Source organism: Donghicola eburneus (assembly GCF_900115865.1).
Lineage (GTDB): Bacteria > Pseudomonadota > Alphaproteobacteria > Rhodobacterales > Rhodobacteraceae > Donghicola > Donghicola eburneus.
The window spans coordinates 362,054-377,445 of the sequence record NZ_FOXY01000005.1 but is presented as its reverse complement, the minus strand read 5'-3'; the positions used below and the strand labels follow the sequence as shown (position 1 = coordinate 377,445).

Annotated in this window: 14 protein-coding genes; 5 read left to right on the top strand and 9 right to left on the bottom strand. The window is 58.4% G+C overall.

What is annotated here, in order from left to right; translation table 11 throughout:
- Positions 1–6: 6 nt before the first annotated feature.
- Entirely contained in the window at positions 7–1,545 is a 1,539-nt protein-coding gene (locus tag BM225_RS11595; RefSeq protein WP_072706480.1) for a helicase HerA-like domain-containing protein, read from the bottom strand.
- Between the two features lie 422 nt (positions 1,546–1,967).
- Here BM225_RS11595 and BM225_RS11590 point away from each other — a divergent pair, with 422 nt between their 5' ends.
- Positions 1,968–2,546 carry an invasion associated locus B family protein gene (locus BM225_RS11590; RefSeq protein WP_072706481.1) on the top strand — a complete coding sequence of 193 codons (579 nt, stop codon included), beginning with the start codon at positions 1,968–1,970 and terminating at the stop codon, positions 2,544–2,546.
- Positions 2,547–2,617: 71 nt separating this feature from the next.
- Here BM225_RS11590 and BM225_RS11585 read toward each other — a convergent pair whose 3' ends face one another.
- The 4 genes from BM225_RS11585 to BM225_RS11570 are packed head-to-tail and all read right to left on the bottom strand — an operon-like array spanning position 2,618 to position 6,835.
- A complete protein-coding gene (locus tag BM225_RS11585; protein ID WP_092464404.1) occupies positions 2,618–3,826 on the bottom strand; it encodes a beta-ketoacyl-[acyl-carrier-protein] synthase family protein in 1,209 nt (402 codons plus the stop codon).
- The gene (locus BM225_RS11580; RefSeq protein ID WP_072706483.1) at positions 3,823–4,080 is read right to left on the bottom strand and encodes an acyl carrier protein; all 258 of its coding nucleotides are present in this window, start codon (positions 4,078–4,080) and stop codon (positions 3,823–3,825) included. The genes BM225_RS11585 and BM225_RS11580 overlap by 4 nt, the downstream gene beginning before the upstream one ends.
- 32 nt (positions 4,081–4,112) lie before the next feature.
- Positions 4,113–5,207, bottom strand: coding sequence for a UDP-3-O-(3-hydroxymyristoyl)glucosamine N-acyltransferase (locus BM225_RS11575; protein WP_072706484.1), 1,095 nt, complete (start codon positions 5,205–5,207; stop codon positions 4,113–4,115).
- A gap of 32 nt (positions 5,208–5,239) precedes the next feature.
- A complete protein-coding gene (locus BM225_RS11570) occupies positions 5,240–6,835 on the bottom strand; it encodes a L,D-transpeptidase family protein (protein WP_420809850.1) in 1,596 nt (531 codons plus the stop codon).
- A gap of 304 nt (positions 6,836–7,139) precedes the next feature.
- Here BM225_RS11570 and mepK point away from each other — a divergent pair, with 304 nt between their 5' ends.
- The 4 genes from mepK to BM225_RS11550 all read left to right on the top strand — a co-directional run bounded on the left by mepK (position 7,140) and on the right by BM225_RS11550 (position 10,777).
- Entirely contained in the window at positions 7,140–7,700 is a 561-nt protein-coding gene (mepK, locus tag BM225_RS11565; protein WP_072706704.1) for a peptidoglycan L,D-endopeptidase MepK, read from the top strand.
- Between the two features lie 181 nt (positions 7,701–7,881).
- Positions 7,882–9,102 carry an NAD-dependent epimerase/dehydratase family protein gene (locus BM225_RS11560; RefSeq protein WP_072706486.1) on the top strand — a complete coding sequence of 407 codons (1,221 nt, stop codon included), beginning with the start codon at positions 7,882–7,884 and terminating at the stop codon, positions 9,100–9,102.
- Between the two features lie 2 nt (positions 9,103–9,104).
- Positions 9,105–9,941: a glycosyltransferase gene (locus tag BM225_RS11555; RefSeq protein ID WP_072706487.1), complete on the top strand. Its 837-nt coding sequence runs from the start codon at positions 9,105–9,107 to the stop codon at positions 9,939–9,941.
- Positions 9,938–10,777 (top strand): NAD-dependent epimerase/dehydratase family protein, encoded by an 840-nt coding sequence (locus BM225_RS11550; RefSeq protein ID WP_072706488.1) that lies wholly within the window; start codon positions 9,938–9,940, stop codon positions 10,775–10,777. Before BM225_RS11555 ends, BM225_RS11550 begins: the two co-directional genes overlap by 4 nt.
- 27 nt (positions 10,778–10,804) lie before the next feature.
- Here the strand turns inward: BM225_RS11550 and hflX are convergent, their stop codons facing one another.
- The 4 genes from hflX to trkA form a co-directional block, all read right to left on the bottom strand.
- A complete protein-coding gene (hflX, locus tag BM225_RS11545; RefSeq protein WP_083595683.1) occupies positions 10,805–12,058 on the bottom strand; it encodes a GTPase HflX in 1,254 nt (417 codons plus the stop codon).
- 17 nt (positions 12,059–12,075) lie between these two features.
- Positions 12,076–12,315, bottom strand: coding sequence for an RNA chaperone Hfq (gene hfq, locus BM225_RS11540; protein ID WP_072706490.1), 240 nt, complete (start codon positions 12,313–12,315; stop codon positions 12,076–12,078).
- Between the two features lie 128 nt (positions 12,316–12,443).
- Entirely contained in the window at positions 12,444–13,961 is a 1,518-nt protein-coding gene (locus BM225_RS11535) for a TrkH family potassium uptake protein (RefSeq protein WP_072706491.1), read from the bottom strand.
- Positions 13,962–13,965: 4 nt separating this feature from the next.
- The gene (gene trkA / locus BM225_RS11530; protein WP_072706492.1) at positions 13,966–15,342 is read right to left on the bottom strand and encodes a Trk system potassium transporter TrkA; all 1,377 of its coding nucleotides are present in this window, start codon (positions 15,340–15,342) and stop codon (positions 13,966–13,968) included.
- Positions 15,343–15,392: the final 50 nt, after the last annotated feature.

Below are 15,392 nucleotides of genomic sequence, written 5' to 3'. Positions count from 1 at the left end.
TGCGGTCTAGCGGGCTTTGAACAGCCCGCCAAGGATACCGCGGACAATCCGCCGCCCCGTGGTGCCCCTCAGTTCTTTGACCAGAGCCTCTGTCAGCGCGCCGCTAAAGCTGTCATCGCGGCTCATGCGCTTGGAAGTCGACCGGCTGACCCGCGATCCCGTATAGCGCCGCGCAGTGCGGTATTCCCGCTCTTGAGCTTCGACCTGCTCTTCTTGAGCCTCGGCCTGTGCTGCGGCAGCTGCCGCGGCGTCCGCCCGCTTGGTCAGAATTTCGTGGGCGCTCTCGCGATCCACGGCTTGATCGTATTTGGCCGACATGGGTGACGCAGCAATCAGCGCGCCGCGTTCCGCCACGGTCAAGGGTCCGATGCGCGAAGACGGCGGACGGATCAATGTGCGCTCCGACATCCCCGGCACGCCCTTCTTTTCCAAAAACGAAGTCACCGCCTCGCCGACTCCGACCTCGCGGATCGCTTCTTCGACGCTAAAGGCTGGGTTCTCGCGATAGGTCTCGGCGGCCAGCTTCAAGTTCTTTTTGTCCCGCGCGGTAAAGGCCCTCAGGGCGTGCTGGATCCGGTTGCCAAGCTGGCCCAGAATATCCTCGGGGATGTCGGCCGGATGCTGCGTGATAAAGTAAACGCCAACACCTTTGGACCGGATCAGCCGCGCCACCTGCTCGACCTTGTCCACCAGCGCCTTGGGCGTGCCGTCGAACAGAAGATGCGCCTCGTCGAAAAAGAACACCAGCTTTGGCTTGTCCGGATCGCCGACCTCTGGCAGCTCTTCGAAGAGTTCCGACAACAGCCAGAACAGGAACGTCGCATAGAGCCGCGGTGCCTGCATCAAGCGGTCAGAGGCCAGAATGTTGACCGCGCCGCGCCCCGTGTCATCCACGCGCATCAGATCAGCCAGTTCCAGCGCAGGCTCGCCAAAGAAGCCAGACGCGCCCTCATTCTCGAGCATTAGAATAGACCGCTGGATCGCGCCGACACTCGCCGGAGAGATGTTGCCATACCGCATGGAAATCTCTGACCGGTTGTCCCCAAGCCAAACCAGCATCGTCCGCAGATCATCCAAGTCTAGCAGCGGCAACCCTTGCTCGTCTGCAATGCGAAACGCGATGTTCAGCACGCCCTCTTGCACCTCGGTCAAGTCAAGCATCCGCGACAGCAGCAATGGGCCCATCTCGGCCACGGTGGCGCGCACGGGGTGACCTTGCTGCCCCCACAGATCCCAGAATGTGACGGGTGCCGCGCTGTAGGTCAGGTCGAGCCCAATTTTCTGGGCGCGTTCCATAAACGGTGCGTGCAATTTGTGCGTTTCCGCCCCTGCCGCGCCAAGGCCGGACAGATCGCCTTTGACGTCCGAAACAAAGACCGGAACACCGGCATCAGAAAAGGCCTGCGCCAGAATCTGCACGGTCACAGTCTTGCCCGTGCCTGTCGCGCCGGCGATCAGCCCGTGCCTGTTTGCATATTTCAGCACAAGTTGTTGCGCCTCACCGTATTCTAAACCACCACCACCAACAAAAATGCCATCCGACATGCCGAAACTCCCTTGGGTACGGTCCGACAATACAGCGTTAACCATCTGGTGCCAGCATTGGGTTGTGTCGTGATGAAGGGCACATTTCCTCCCTGTTGAACTGGCCGCGCCCTTGAAAAGGCGCGGCTTTTTTCGCGTTTTGATATCAAGAAAAAGATTGTTGAAGATAACTGATGTTTATCTGTTGACGATCCCGAGAGGACTTCGTAGCGTTCGGTCAATTACTAAGTCGGCCAGTCCGACAGGGAGCAAAAAATGAAAGGAGGCCTACGGTCTCCTTTCTTCTTTTCTGCATTACAGGGTCATCTTTTATCGCCCGCAACATCCTGCCTTCACGATTATTTTCATAGAATCCGGACTGCCATCAGGCGCCAACCCGTGTTAGGCATTTGCCAAAGAAATTTGAGACACTGGGGAAACAAATGCCCAAGCACTATCTGAGCCTAACTCTTGCCACCATTCTCGCTCTGGGAACGCCTGCACTGGCGCAGGACGACGCAGCCCCTGCGGCTGATGTCGATCTGGGCACCGAGGTCGCAGAGCAGGGCAACGCTCTGGGAACAACCTACGACGCGGAAACCAGCGGTGACTGGATTGTGCGCTGCCTGCGCACCGAGCAAGAGCAAGATCCCTGTGAAATGAACCAGATGCTCGACGATGGCGAGGGCAACACTGTGGCCGAAGTCAGCCTGTTCAAGCTGCCCGAAGGTCAGGCCGCGGCCGCTGGCGCGACCATCGCGACGCCGCTAGAAACTTTGCTGACCGAGCAATTGATGATCTCGGTCGATGGCGGCGCAGCCAAGAAATACCCCTTCCGCTTCTGCACTCAGCAAGGCTGCTTTGCGCAGATTGGCTTTACTGCAGCGGAACTGGACGCTTTCAAAAAGGGTAAAGAAGCCAGCCTCGTCATCGTGCCCCGTGTTGCACCGGACCAGCAGGTCACCTTGACCATGTCGCTGTCAGGTTTCACCAGCGCCTTCGACGCGATCCCCGCGCGCTGATCTGACAGTCTCTCGAAAACACAAAGGCCGCCTCATCTGGGCGGCCTTTTTTGTTGAGCGCTGTCTATGGCTCAGTGCTTGCGCAGGGCCAACACAGCATTCAATCCCCCAAAGGCGAAGGCGTTTGACAGGACCACGTCAACGTTGGCCTCGCGGGACTCGTTCGGAACGACGTCGAGCGCACATTCCGGATCGGGCTCCTCGTAGCCAATGGTTGGCGCAATGATGCCATCCCGCAGCGCCATGATGCACGCCAAGAGCTCCACCGCGCCGGTGCCGCCAATCAGGTGCCCGTGCATGGATTTGGTCGATGAGATCATCAATTCGTCCGCGTGATGGCCAAAAACATCCGCCACTGCCGCGCATTCGGTTTTGTCATTCGCTGCTGTGCCAGTGCCGTGGGCGTTGATGTACCCGACATGCGATTTGTCGATTTTGCCGTCTGCCAGAGCCCCAGAAATCGCTCGTGCCGCACCCTGCTTGGACGGCATCACGATATCGCCCGCGTCAGAGGTCATCGCAAAGCCACTGACTTCACAAAGAATTTCCGCGCCTCGTTTCTTCGCATGGTCGTATTCTTCGAACACAAAGATCGCTGCACCTTCGCCCTGAACCATGCCATTGCGGTTGGCAGAGAACGGACGGCAGGCGTCTTTGGACATGACACGCAGACCTTCCCACGCCTTCAGGCCACCAAAGCACAACATCGATTCTGAGCCGCCTGTGATCATCACATCCGACATCCCTGCACGCACCATGTGAAAGGCTTGGCCCATGGCGTGGTTCGAACTCGCACAGGCAGTCGCCACGGTGTAGGACGGACCCTTCAGGTTATGGGCCATCGATATGTGGCTGGCAGCGGCGTTGTTCATCAGCTTGGGCACGACAAAAGGGTGAACGCGGTTCTTGCCCTCTTCGTACACCGTCCGGTAGTTCTCGTCAGAGGTTTGCAGACCGCCGCCCGCCGTTCCCAGCACGACGCCGGACCGCGCGGCCAGATCACCGGTAAAGGCCAAACCTGACTGCTGCAGCGCCTCTTCTGCGGCAATCATCGCAAATTGCGTGTAGCGATCGTACAGAGCGATTTGCTGGCGGTTCCAACGGTCCTCGGGGTGGTAGTCCAGAATTTGGCCGCCGATGCGGATGGCCAGACGATCCAGATCACGGATGTCCAGCTCGGCGATCCCGCAACGCCCCTCGCGCAAGGATTCCAAAGTCTTGGGGACATTAGACCCCAGCGGGTTAATCGTGCCCGCGCCGGTGATGACGACGCGTCTCACGACTGCTCCGCAACCAGTTTTTCAACCGCGTCCACGATTGCCTGGACAGAACTGATGTCAAAGTCGCTTTCCGAGGGATCGTTGGCGTTGAACGGAACCGAGATATCAAAGGCTTCTTCGATGGCAAAAATGCTCTCGACCAGACCCATGCTGTCGATTCCAAGGTCCTCTAGGGTGCTATCCATGGTCACATCCGACGGCTCCAGAACGGCCTGTTCGGCGATGATTGCGATAACTTTATCCTTCACGGTCATGGGTTTACCCTTCTCGTTGGCTTCTTGGCGATTTAGCCACTTAACCCGTCTTTTGAAACAGTTTTCTTAAGCTCCGCGAATTCCCGCAAGAGACGTGGCAATCTGCGCAGGGCTTTGTAGGTCTCGACATGGGTGTCCATCTTGACCGCCGGATAGCCGAGCATAGCACGACCCGCAGGAACGTTCGACAAAACTGCCGATGCCGCGCCGATCACCACGTTGTCGCCAATCTTGATGTTGTCCGCGACGCCGGATTTGCCGCCAAGCACACAGTTGTTCCCGATCACGGTCGACCCCGCCACCGCTGCCTGCGCACAGAGCAAGCAGTCGGTGCCGATAACGACGTTGTGGCCCACCTGAACAAGGTTATCGATCTTGGTGCCACTGCCGACGCGGGTTGCGCGCACGGACCCTTGGTCGATGGTCGAGTTCGCGCCAACCTCGACATCATCGCCGATCTCGACCCCGCCAAGGGAATGGATCCGCGCCCACGCCTGCGCTCGGGTCCCGCTGCTGTCACCAAGGGTATCGCGAACCTGTTCAACCGCTGACTTTTCGGGCGTGACAAAGGAGAAGCCGTCGCCCCCGATCACCACGTTCCCGTGCAAGATCACACGATCGCCGATCCGCGTATCGGCCATGATGCGAACACCGGGGTGGATCAGGGCGTCCGCTCCGATCGACACACGCGGCGCGATGGTGACGTGGCTGGCGATGACGGCGTTGTCGCCAATCACCGAACCCGCGCCAATAATAGAGAACGGCCCCACGCTGGCATCCGCGCCGATCTGCGCAGTCGGGTCAATGATCGCTGTGGGGTGAATGCCGGGTGCATAGCCCTGCCCCGCGTCCATCATGGCGGACAGCTTGGACATGCCATAGCGCGGTCGGTCCATCAGGATCGCTCCCTTCAGACCATAGCTTTGCCAATCCGCGCCCTGCCAAAGCAACGCCGCCTGAGCAGCGCCCGCTGAAATCTGATCCGCAAATTCGGGTTTCATGGCCAGCGCCAGATCAGCGCCCGTGGCCGTCGCAGGTTCTGCAACCCGCGTGATGGTCAAAGAGCCGTCGCCCTGAGCGTCCACGCCCAAGGCGGCGGCGATTTCGGCAAGTGTAAAGGTCGTCATTCAGTGCCTCCCGGCCTAGTCCGGGATTTGATCTAGCCCTGAATGCCGCGCAGTACCACCCCCCGCTGTTCCAACGCGCGCCAGATCGCGGCGTCACGCCCATAGACATCGCGGCGGTATTGCACGTGTCCTTTGGCCGACGTGAATGCGGTCCTATATATAATGTGTACCGGCACAGGCTCCTTCAACGGGACCGTGGTCTCGCGGCCCGTGCTCAGAACGCTCTGGAAGTAGCCCTGCGGGTCGGCTTCTTGTTTGGCCAGCAAGGCGTAGGCGAAGTCAAAGGGTTTGTGCAGACGCACGCAGCCATGGGAATAGGCCCGCACTTCGCGCCCGAACAGGCTCTTTGCCGGAGTATCATGAAGATAGATATTATAGGGGTTCGGGAACATGAATTTCACCAAACCCAGCGCGTTGCCTTGGCTCGGCGGCTCTTTCAAGCGGAAGGGAAAGGTCTTGCCCGAGTACTGGGCAAAGTTCACCGCCGAGCGCGGAACAACGCGGCCGCGGCTGTCGATCAGATTCAGGTGACCGACGGCGTTGGGGTTCTTCTGCAGCATCGGCAGGTATTCTTTGACTGTAATCGAGCGCGGCACGTTCCAGGTCGGGTTGATGACCATATGCTCCATCACATCGCTGAACTCGGGCGTCCGGCGGTCTAGGGATTTCGCACCGATCACCGAGCGGGTCTCGAACGTGATTTTGTCGTTGTCGATGATTTTGGCCGTGAAGTCGGTCAGGTTCACCAGAACGTGGCGTTTGCCGCGTTCTTTGTTCAGCCAACGCTCTCGCTCCATCGCAACGATGACCGAGGCCAAACGCTCTGCGGCTGACTTGTTAATCTCTTCGATGGTGGCGGGTCCTGCCACACCGTCAGCGGTCAAGCCGTGGTCCATTTGGAACACCTGAACCGCCTGCTGAATCGAAGGATCATAGGTGCTGGTCGCGCTGCGCCCCAAATAGCCCATGGCTTGCAAACGGTTGCGCAGGATGGCCACGCTGTTGCCAGTCGCGCCGGGTTTCAGCGCCCCAGGGACCTTCTGGCCCCAATCGCCCAAGCCCACCTGACGCTCCAGATCGGCTTTGACACCGAACAAGCGGTTATACTCTTGGGTTTGCGGCGCCAAAGCGCGGAAGAACGGACGCGGCGACGATTTCACCAGCGAGGTCAGGTATGACACGCGCGCGCGGTACGGGATTTCCCGCACAATCAGGGAATCGATCCGCTGCGGGACCAGAACACCGGTCTGCAGATCGCGCGCATACTTCAAAAACGTCTCGCTGATTGCGACTTCGACCGCACCTGCCTGCCGCGCAGTCGTCGCATTGGCGATGTCGTTGCGCAGCGCATCAACTTTGTAGCTGGCAGTCGGGAGCCCGTGGTTCCCACTGGTTTCCAGCGCTTCGAACAGAGCCTGAAGACGGCGCTTGTTTTTCCCGCGGCCAAGCCAGATCGGCTCAAAATCCGTTTCACGATAAAAGGATGCGATGTCCTCGTCCCCGACAGAGGCCTCGGCAATAGCTTGTTTTATTGCTGCACTCTGCGCCTGCGCAGGTGCCCCGACACTCGCAAAGACAAAAGCGATCACAACAACGATAAGCTGTATCCGCATTAGTTTTTTAGCCATTAAGGAAAGCATGGCACGTCCTTTGCAGTTCTGAAAATGTTCACATCAATCATCGTGTCCTGACAGGCTTTGTCCATTCACAAAAGAACCAATCAATACTGGGGAATGGAATTAACCAAGCTTTGTATACTTTGGGTCACAATCGGGGGGTGTTGAGCGGAAAAATGCCAATTGGTGATATCAGTATGGAACCAATTGGATTCGAGCCTTGGTGTGTTTCGGCAGATATGTCATAAAGTGCGCACATCTGGGGATGGATCAAAAATCCGCGAAACTGCGGAACAAGACGAATGGGACAGGCATAATGACGATCACGAATGTGACTCGACGTGGGTTGCTACAGGCTTTCGCTGCGACTGCTGTGGCCGCCGCCCCTACCTACTCTAACGCTTTCGGCTTCCTTCGTGGGTCGGGCGACGTACGTCGTGTTCAAATGTATTCTGGCCGCACTGGCGAGAAGATCAATACGATCTACTGGGTCGATGGGGAGTATATTCCCGAAGCCCTCGACGAGATTAACTATTTCATGCGCGATTGGCGGACCAATCAGGTCAAGAACATCGATGCACGTACAGTAGACATCATGTCTGCAGCGCACCGTCTTATGGACGTGAGCGAGCCCTACATGATGCTGTCGGGCTACCGCAGCCCGAAGACCAACAACATGCTGCGGTCGCGCTCCTCCGGCGTGGCAAAAAATTCGCTGCACATGCGCGGTCAGGCTGCTGACCTGCGTCTTGCCTCGCGCTCGGTCAGCCAGATGGCCAAAGCAGCGGCAGCCTGTAACGCAGGCGGTGTCGGCAAATACAGCCGCTCCAACTTCGTTCACATGGATTGCGGTCAAGTTCGCAGCTGGGGCAGCTAATCGCGCCTCTCAAATCAAGACTCTGCCAAGAGATGAAGCCGCCCTTTGAGGCGGCTTTTTTCATTTTTCTGTGACCCTCTCTTTTGCACTGTCACAATAGCTTTGTCTTTGCTTCACAAATGCTAGGCTTACCTCAGATAATGATTTGAAATCTGATAATTACGTCCGAAATGAGGTTGATATGAAGATCGCGGTTCTAGGCGGAGACGGTTTCGTAGGATGGCCCACAGTGCTGCATCTGTCCGATTTGGGGCACGAAGTGCACATCATCGACAACCTGTCGCGCCGCTGGATCGACACAGAGCTCGGAGTTCAGTCGCTGACCCCCATGGACTCGATCCAAGAGCGCTGCCGGATTTGGAAAGAAGTCACAGGCAAGACACTGCGCTTCCACCTTCTGGATCTGGCCAAAGAATACGAACGCCTGAAATCCTGGCTGGTCGAAAACAAGCCTGACGCGATCATCCACTTTGCCGAACAGCGCGCCGCACCCTACTCGATGAAAACCGATCGTCACAAGGTCTACACGGTTAACAACAACGTAAGCGCAACCCATAACCTATTGGCAGCAGTTGTAGAATCCGGAATAGACCCACATATCGTGCACCTTGGCACTATGGGGGTGTACGGCTATTCGAGTGTCGGCGCCGCAATCCCCGAGGGGTATCTGGACGTCGAGATCGAGAACCTAGAGGGCGAGAAAAAGGAACTGGAAATCCTGTATCCGACGAAGCCCGGCTCAGTCTATCACATGACGAAGTCGCTCGATCAGATCCTGTTTCAGTTCTACGCGCAGAATGACGGGCTACGGATTACCGACCTGCATCAGGGCATCGTCTGGGGCACACATACAGAACAGACGCGCCGCGATGAGCAATTGATCAATCGCTTTGACTACGACGGCGATTACGGTACGGTTCTCAACCGGTTCCTAATCCAAGCGGCCATAGGATATCCGCTGACCGTCCATGGCACGGGCGGGCAAACCCGCGCCTTTATCCACATTCAAGACTCCGTGCGTTGCATCGAGCTGGCATTGTCAGACGCCCCCGAACGCGGCGACAGGGTCAAGATTTTCAATCAAATGACAGAGACACACCGCGTCCGCGATCTGGCCGCGCTGATCTCGAAGCTGACCGGCGCCGAGGTCATGAACCTGCCGAACCCACGTAAAGAGGCTGCCGAGAATGATCTAATCGTGAAGAACGAGCAGTTCCTCGCGCTAGGCCTGAACCCGACCACCCTCGAAAACGGTCTGTTGGCCGAAGTCGTTGAGGTGGCCAAGAAGTACGCCCATAGGATTGACCGCAGCCGTGTGCCCGCGGTTTCCGCATGGACCAAGGACATTGCCCCAACGGTAAACCACGATCCCGAAGGCAAAGCGTTGAAGTCGGTCGGCTGAGAATGGAAGGACTGACGGCCTCGCGCCCTGCCCGCGCGCAAACGGCGTATGTAACCTTGGTGACGAACGCTGACTACGCCATGGGCGCGACGGCTTTGATGAAGTCTCTGGTTTGGGCCGGAACGCAGGCCGATCTGGTGGTCATGTACACCGGCGGGGTCGCACCCGAGGACCTAAACCCGCTCGAAGCGCTTGGAGCGCGGCTGATCCAAGTCGCGCTGCTACCGACGTCCGACGCTTTCAACGAACGGCACGCGCGGCGAAACCTGCATGGCGCGGCCCCATTCACCAAGGGCGAGAAACCCAGCTTTCACACGCCTTTGGACAACTTTGCGAAACTTCGCCTCTGGCAGATGACTGACTACAGTTCGGTCGTCTTTCTGGACGCGGATACGCTGGTTTTGCGCAACATCGACACTCTGTTCGCCTATCCACAATTCTGCGCGGCCCCGAATGTCTACGAAAGCCTCGGCGATTTTCACCGCATGAACAGCGGCGTCTTTACCGCGCGGCCGTCGCTGCAAACCTACGACTCGATGCTGGCCCAACTCGACCAACCCGATGTCTTTTGGCGCCGCACAGACCAAACATTTCTGGAACATTACTTTCCCGATTGGCATGGTTTACCAGTGACTTACAACATGCTCCAATATGTGTGGTTTAATATGCCGCAACTCTGGCGCTGGTCTTCGGTCAAGGTGTTGCATTACCAGTATGAAAAGCCATGGCAGGACCCGCACCCCAAAGCCGCGGAACTGGCGCCGCTCATCACTCTGTGGCACCGGTATCTGGACGGCAAGGCGGCGCCTGATCTGGATATTTTGGAGAACCCCGCATGAAAATAGCTGTCACCGGCGCTTCTGGATACCTTGGTCACTTTGTGATGAACGGCCTAAAGCGCGCGGGACACGATGTATTAGCACTGAGCCGCCAGCCGTGTGCGTCTCATGATCATGTAGAATACCAATTGGGCGATGCGCCCGACATGGCTGGCGTTGATGCCGTGGTGCACTGTGCCTTCAGTCACGTCCCCGGGAAATACCGTGGCGGAGAAGGCGACGATCCCGAAGGTTTCCGCATGTTGAACGTGGACGGGTCGATCACCCTGTTCAAAGCGGCCAAGGCCCAAGGCATCAGCCGTCTGATTTTCCTGTCGTCTCGGGCCGTCTATGGGACGCACCCCAATGGTGTGACGCTTGCGGAACACACCCCCTGTGCGCCCGACACGCTCTATGGGCAGGTCAAATGGGAGGCGGAGGTCGCTCTTCTTGCGCTGGCTGACGCTGGATTTCATCCAACCACCCTGCGTGCGACGGGGATTTACGGTGCAGCGTATCCCCAAGGCTGGCACAAATGGCGCGGACTCTTCGAGGAATTCGAGCAAGGCGCAGAGTTGCCCCCGCGCCAAGGCACCGAGGTCCATGGAGAGGATTTCGTCGATGCGGTGAACCTGATCCTAGGCGCTGCGAAGCCTCCACAGATTGCAAACGTCTCGGACATCCTACTAGATCGGCGCGATTTGCTGGCAGAGTATGCGGCCTTGCGCGGTGCCAATCGGCCCCTGCCCAATGCTGCCGCGTCCACGCCAAACGTCATGACGTGTGACGTCCTCAAGAAGCTTGGTTGGCGTCCCGGCGGGCGCGATCGGCTGACGGCCTTTTTACAGAGCCTTTAACGAAAAAGCGCCCCAAAGGGCGCTTTCCTAGATTTCTCGGAACCGTTTGGCGTCTTTAGCGCTCCACCGGACATCAATGTCGTATCCGGTGTCTGTTTGCGTTTCCTCCAGAACAACCCCGCGCTGGAACAGCCAAGCCCGCTCTTTGCCTTCGGCAAAGGTCAGGGAAAGTGTTTCTTCCCAGCGTCCGCCTTCGAGCCGATCGGAGACCAGTTCCAACAGCTGATCCATCCCCGTGCCTTCGAGCGCGGACAGGACCATTACGTCGTCAGACCGGTCTGCCATATTTTCCAGCGCGATCCGGTTTTCCTCGTCCACGCGGTCGATTTTGTTCCAAACCTCGATCATTGGCGTCGAATCGTTCACGCCCAAGGTTTCCAAAATCTCGCGCACGTCGGCGGCTTGCTCTTTGGTTTCAGCGTGGCTGATGTCCCGCACGTGCAGGATCAAATTGGCGCTCAGCACCTCTTCCAAGGTGGCGCGGAAGGCCGCAACAAGTTCCGTAGGCAGATCGCTGATGAAACCCACGGTATCAGATAGAATGACCTCTGGGCCGTCCGGCAGCTTCACCCCGCGCATGGTCGGATCGAGCGTCGCAAAGAGCATGTCTTTGGCCAAAACGTCCGCTCCGGTCAGGCGATTAAATAGGGTTGATTTGCCAGCGTTTGTGTAGCCAACCAACGCCACGATCGGAAATGGGACCTTGGCCCGTGCAGCGCGGTGCAGGTTGCGGGTCTTTACGACCTTTTCCAACTGGCGACGTAGGCGCACCAGTTGTTCATCAATGGCGCGGCGGTCAGCCTCGATCTGGGTTTCGCCGGGACCGCCGACAAAGCCCAATCCGCCCCGCTGACGTTCAAGGTGGGTCCAAGCCCGCACCAGTCGCGTCCGCTGATAAGACAGGGCCGCCATCTCGACCTGCAGCACACCTTCGCGGGTGGCAGCCCGGTCAGAGAAGATTTCAAGGATCAGACCTGTCCGGTCCAAGACCTTGCATTTCCACTCTTTTTCAAGGTTGCGCTGTTGGATCGGGCTCACTGGGCCGTCGATCAGCACCAGCTCTGCTTCCATGTCATGGATCTGCTCTTTCAGCTCTTGGATTTTACCAGAGCCGAACAACATCCCGGGATGCGGGCGTGGCAAGCGCACGACAGATGACCCCACCACCTCGAGGTGCGGCAGGGCTGCGGCCAGTGAGACGGCCTCTTCTAGGGCGGGACCAGCGTCACGCCGTTGACTATCGCTACGGATGTCCGGATGCAGAACTAACGCGCGAGTCAGTTCGGATTTTGTTTCGGTCAATTGTCGCCGTCACCGTCATAGAGATTCAGCGGTTGCGCCGGCATGATCGTCGAAATCGCATGCTTGTACACAAGCTGAGATTGGCCATCGCGGCGCAGAAGCACACAGAAATTGTCGAACCAAGTAATTACGCCCTGCAATTTAACCCCGTTGATCAGGAAAATCGTGACCGGGATCTTGGTCTTCCGGACGTGGTTTAAAAATGCGTCCTGCAGGTTTTGCTTATCGGAAGCCATTGTATTTTTGCCTTTATTCTTGCCAATGCTGCTCGGGATACCCCGCGCTGCTCATGCAGTATGGAGACGGAAATTATGAGTTTCCAGTCCGAATTTTGATTGAGTGGGCGAAAATCGGCAAAGATGTGTCAGTTTCGCCAGAAATTTGGGTTGAAGACCGCGATAAGCGCAAGCGCCTCTAACCGGCCAAGAACCATCGCGAAACACAAGATCAGCTTGGCCCCAGATCCCAAAGCGGCATAGCTAAAAGACGTCTCGGCCGCTGCATGGGCCAGCGGACCAGTGGTCGAGAGCGCCGCAACCGCAACCACCATCGCCTCTTCGAAGGTGACGCCGACAGCCGTTAGCATCGCCATGATCGCCGCAATCGACAGGGCGAAGATCATAAAAAACAGCCATGCCAGATAGGCACCCTGCTGGTGGATCCGCCGACCCGGACCACCGATCGCGCGGACCGAGGACGGGTGGACCAGCTTTTCCATCTCGCGCAGGCCATGCATATAGAGCGCGTAGACCCGCAGCAATTTCACACCGCCTGTCGTTGTCGCCACGCCGCCCCCGATAATCGCGAGCCCGATCAGCACCACACCCGGCGCGGGCAGCCCCGACCATCCGCGCGCGGCCTCCCAGTGCATCGACTCGTACCCAGTTGTCGTCAGGAACGACATCACAGTAAACATCGAGCCCCAAAAGGCATTGATGCCCGCGACCCAGTTGGCCTGTTCGTTCACCTCGATTGCACCAATCCAATGGCGCAGGAAAAGCAGCGACGGCACGCACACGACGATCAGCATCCCGACCTTGAACTCGGGGTCGATCAAGACGCGCTCTGGGTTCAGCAACACCTCGCGCGAGAAGGTCATGCGCGACAAAGCGGGAATCAGGAACAGGAACAGCACAACTTCGCCGCCGACACCGCTCGACGCGTACTCGGTCCCTCCGACCGGCGAAATACCAGAGGTCGACAGCACACCCATCGCGTGGCACAGCGCGACCAAGGGGCGGTCCCCGGCGATCAGCAACAGCACCCAAAGCCCGAGCGTGAGCGCGGCATAGAGCGGGGCCAACACACCGGCGGTTTGCCATACCCGGCCAGCTTGGGTCTTTTTCCCCATGCCGCGATGGACCACGGATTGATCGCCGCTCACCGTGCCCGCGCCGGTGATTTCAAACCCGCCCAAGTTCATCGGCGCGAGGGTCGCCGCCGCGACAATCCAGATCAGCAGACCGCCCATCCACCCAACAATCGAGCGCCACAAATGCAGGCTTGGCGACAGGCTTCCTGCCTTGTCAAACAGGGTCGCGCCGGTCGTCGTAAAGCTTGAGACCATCTCGAAATACGCGCTCAGAAATCCGATGGTGCGCGTGGCCTCTTGGAATGGCACCGCCATGATCACAGGCAAGAAGACAAAGGACACCACAAGGGTCAGCAGTTGGTCGCGCTGGCTGTAATGCTTGGTCCGTCCAGAGATGGCGATCCCGATAAAGGTGGTGATCACGAACACCAGAATGCCCGCGTAAAAGAAGGTGCGCGCCACGTGGAATTCTTCGATCACCAAGGCATGGGCCGCAGGCACCAGCATGGCCGCCCCTGCGATCAAGCACAGGTGCAACAGAAGCGGCAGTTTGGCGAGCGCGCTGAGCATCGGCCTAGAAGTAATCGATCGAGACCTGAAGCAGGCGCTCGACTTCGGGGACGTCTTTGGTCAGTGCAAAGAGGGCAACGATATCGCCTTCTTCGACGATTGTTTTGCCACGGGGTCGAATGAATTTGTCATCGCGCATGATCCCGCCAAGCAGCACACCTTCGGGGAAGTCGATGTCCCCGACTGCGGTGCCGGACATCGGGCTGGTGGACAGGACCTGCGCTTCGATCACCTCAGCCTCGGCATCGCCAATGGAGTAGACGTTGCGCACACGGCCATGGCGGATATGGCGCAGGATCGAACTCACGGTCGTGGCGCGTGGGTTGATGAAGGCATCGATCCCCAGCGGTTCAATCATTGGCAGCAGCGTCGGGTCGTTGATCAAGGCGATCGACATCGGGCACCCCAACGACTTCGCGCGGGTCGCGGCCAGCATGTTCGTTTTATCGTCGTCCGTCACGCAAAGGACAGCGTCGGCGCGTTGGATGTTCGCCTCTTGCAGGATTTCGGCGTCCAGGCCATCGCCGTGCAGAACAATTGTCCGCTCCAGCGCATCGGCAGCCTTCTCGGCGACCTTGCGGTTCTTTTCGATCACCTTCAGGCGCACGCGGTTTTTCTGGCTTTCCAATTCTTTGGCCACCGCCAAACCGACGTTTCCGCCACCGACCAGCACCACCCGCTCTTGTTTGCGGGGGTTCTTGCCGAAAATCTCCATGCAGCGATTCACGTCCTCTTCGTAGGCAAAGAGGTAAATCTGGTCACCCGCAAAGATCTGGTCACCTGCCTCTGGGGCATACAAGGTCCCCTCGCGGCGGATGCCCACCACAGTCGCCCGCAGAGTCGAGAACAGGTCGGTCAGCTGACGCAGCGGCGTGTTCAGAACGGGGCAGTCTTCTTCGGCCACGATCCCAAGCAAACGCCCACGCCCGTCAAAGAATACATCCGTGTCAAAGGCATCAGGGGCTGACAGGCGCTGCAAAGCGGCCGCAGCCACCTCGCGTTCGGGGCTGATCACCACGTCAATCGGCAAGTGTTCGCGGCGATACAGGTCTGAATAGATAGCGGTCAGATAACTCTGGGCCCGTAGGCGCGCGATCTTGCGCGGAATGTCGAAAACCGAGTGCGCGACTTGACAGGTGACCATGTTCACCTCGTCGGAATAGGTTGCCGCGATGATCATATCGGCGTCCCGCGCCCCTGCCCGTTCCAGCACGTCTGGATAGCTGGCAAAGCCCGCGATCCCCTGAACATCCAACGAGTCCGTCGCGCGGCGCACCAGTTCGGGGTTGCTGTCCACGACAGTCACATCGTTCAACTCGCCGGACAGGTGCCGGGCAATCTGCCAGCCGACCTGACCTGCACCGCAGATGATCACTTTCATCGCCGGAAGCCTCCTGCTCTTGGGCCTTTTCCTTGGCAGTTTGTCAGTGC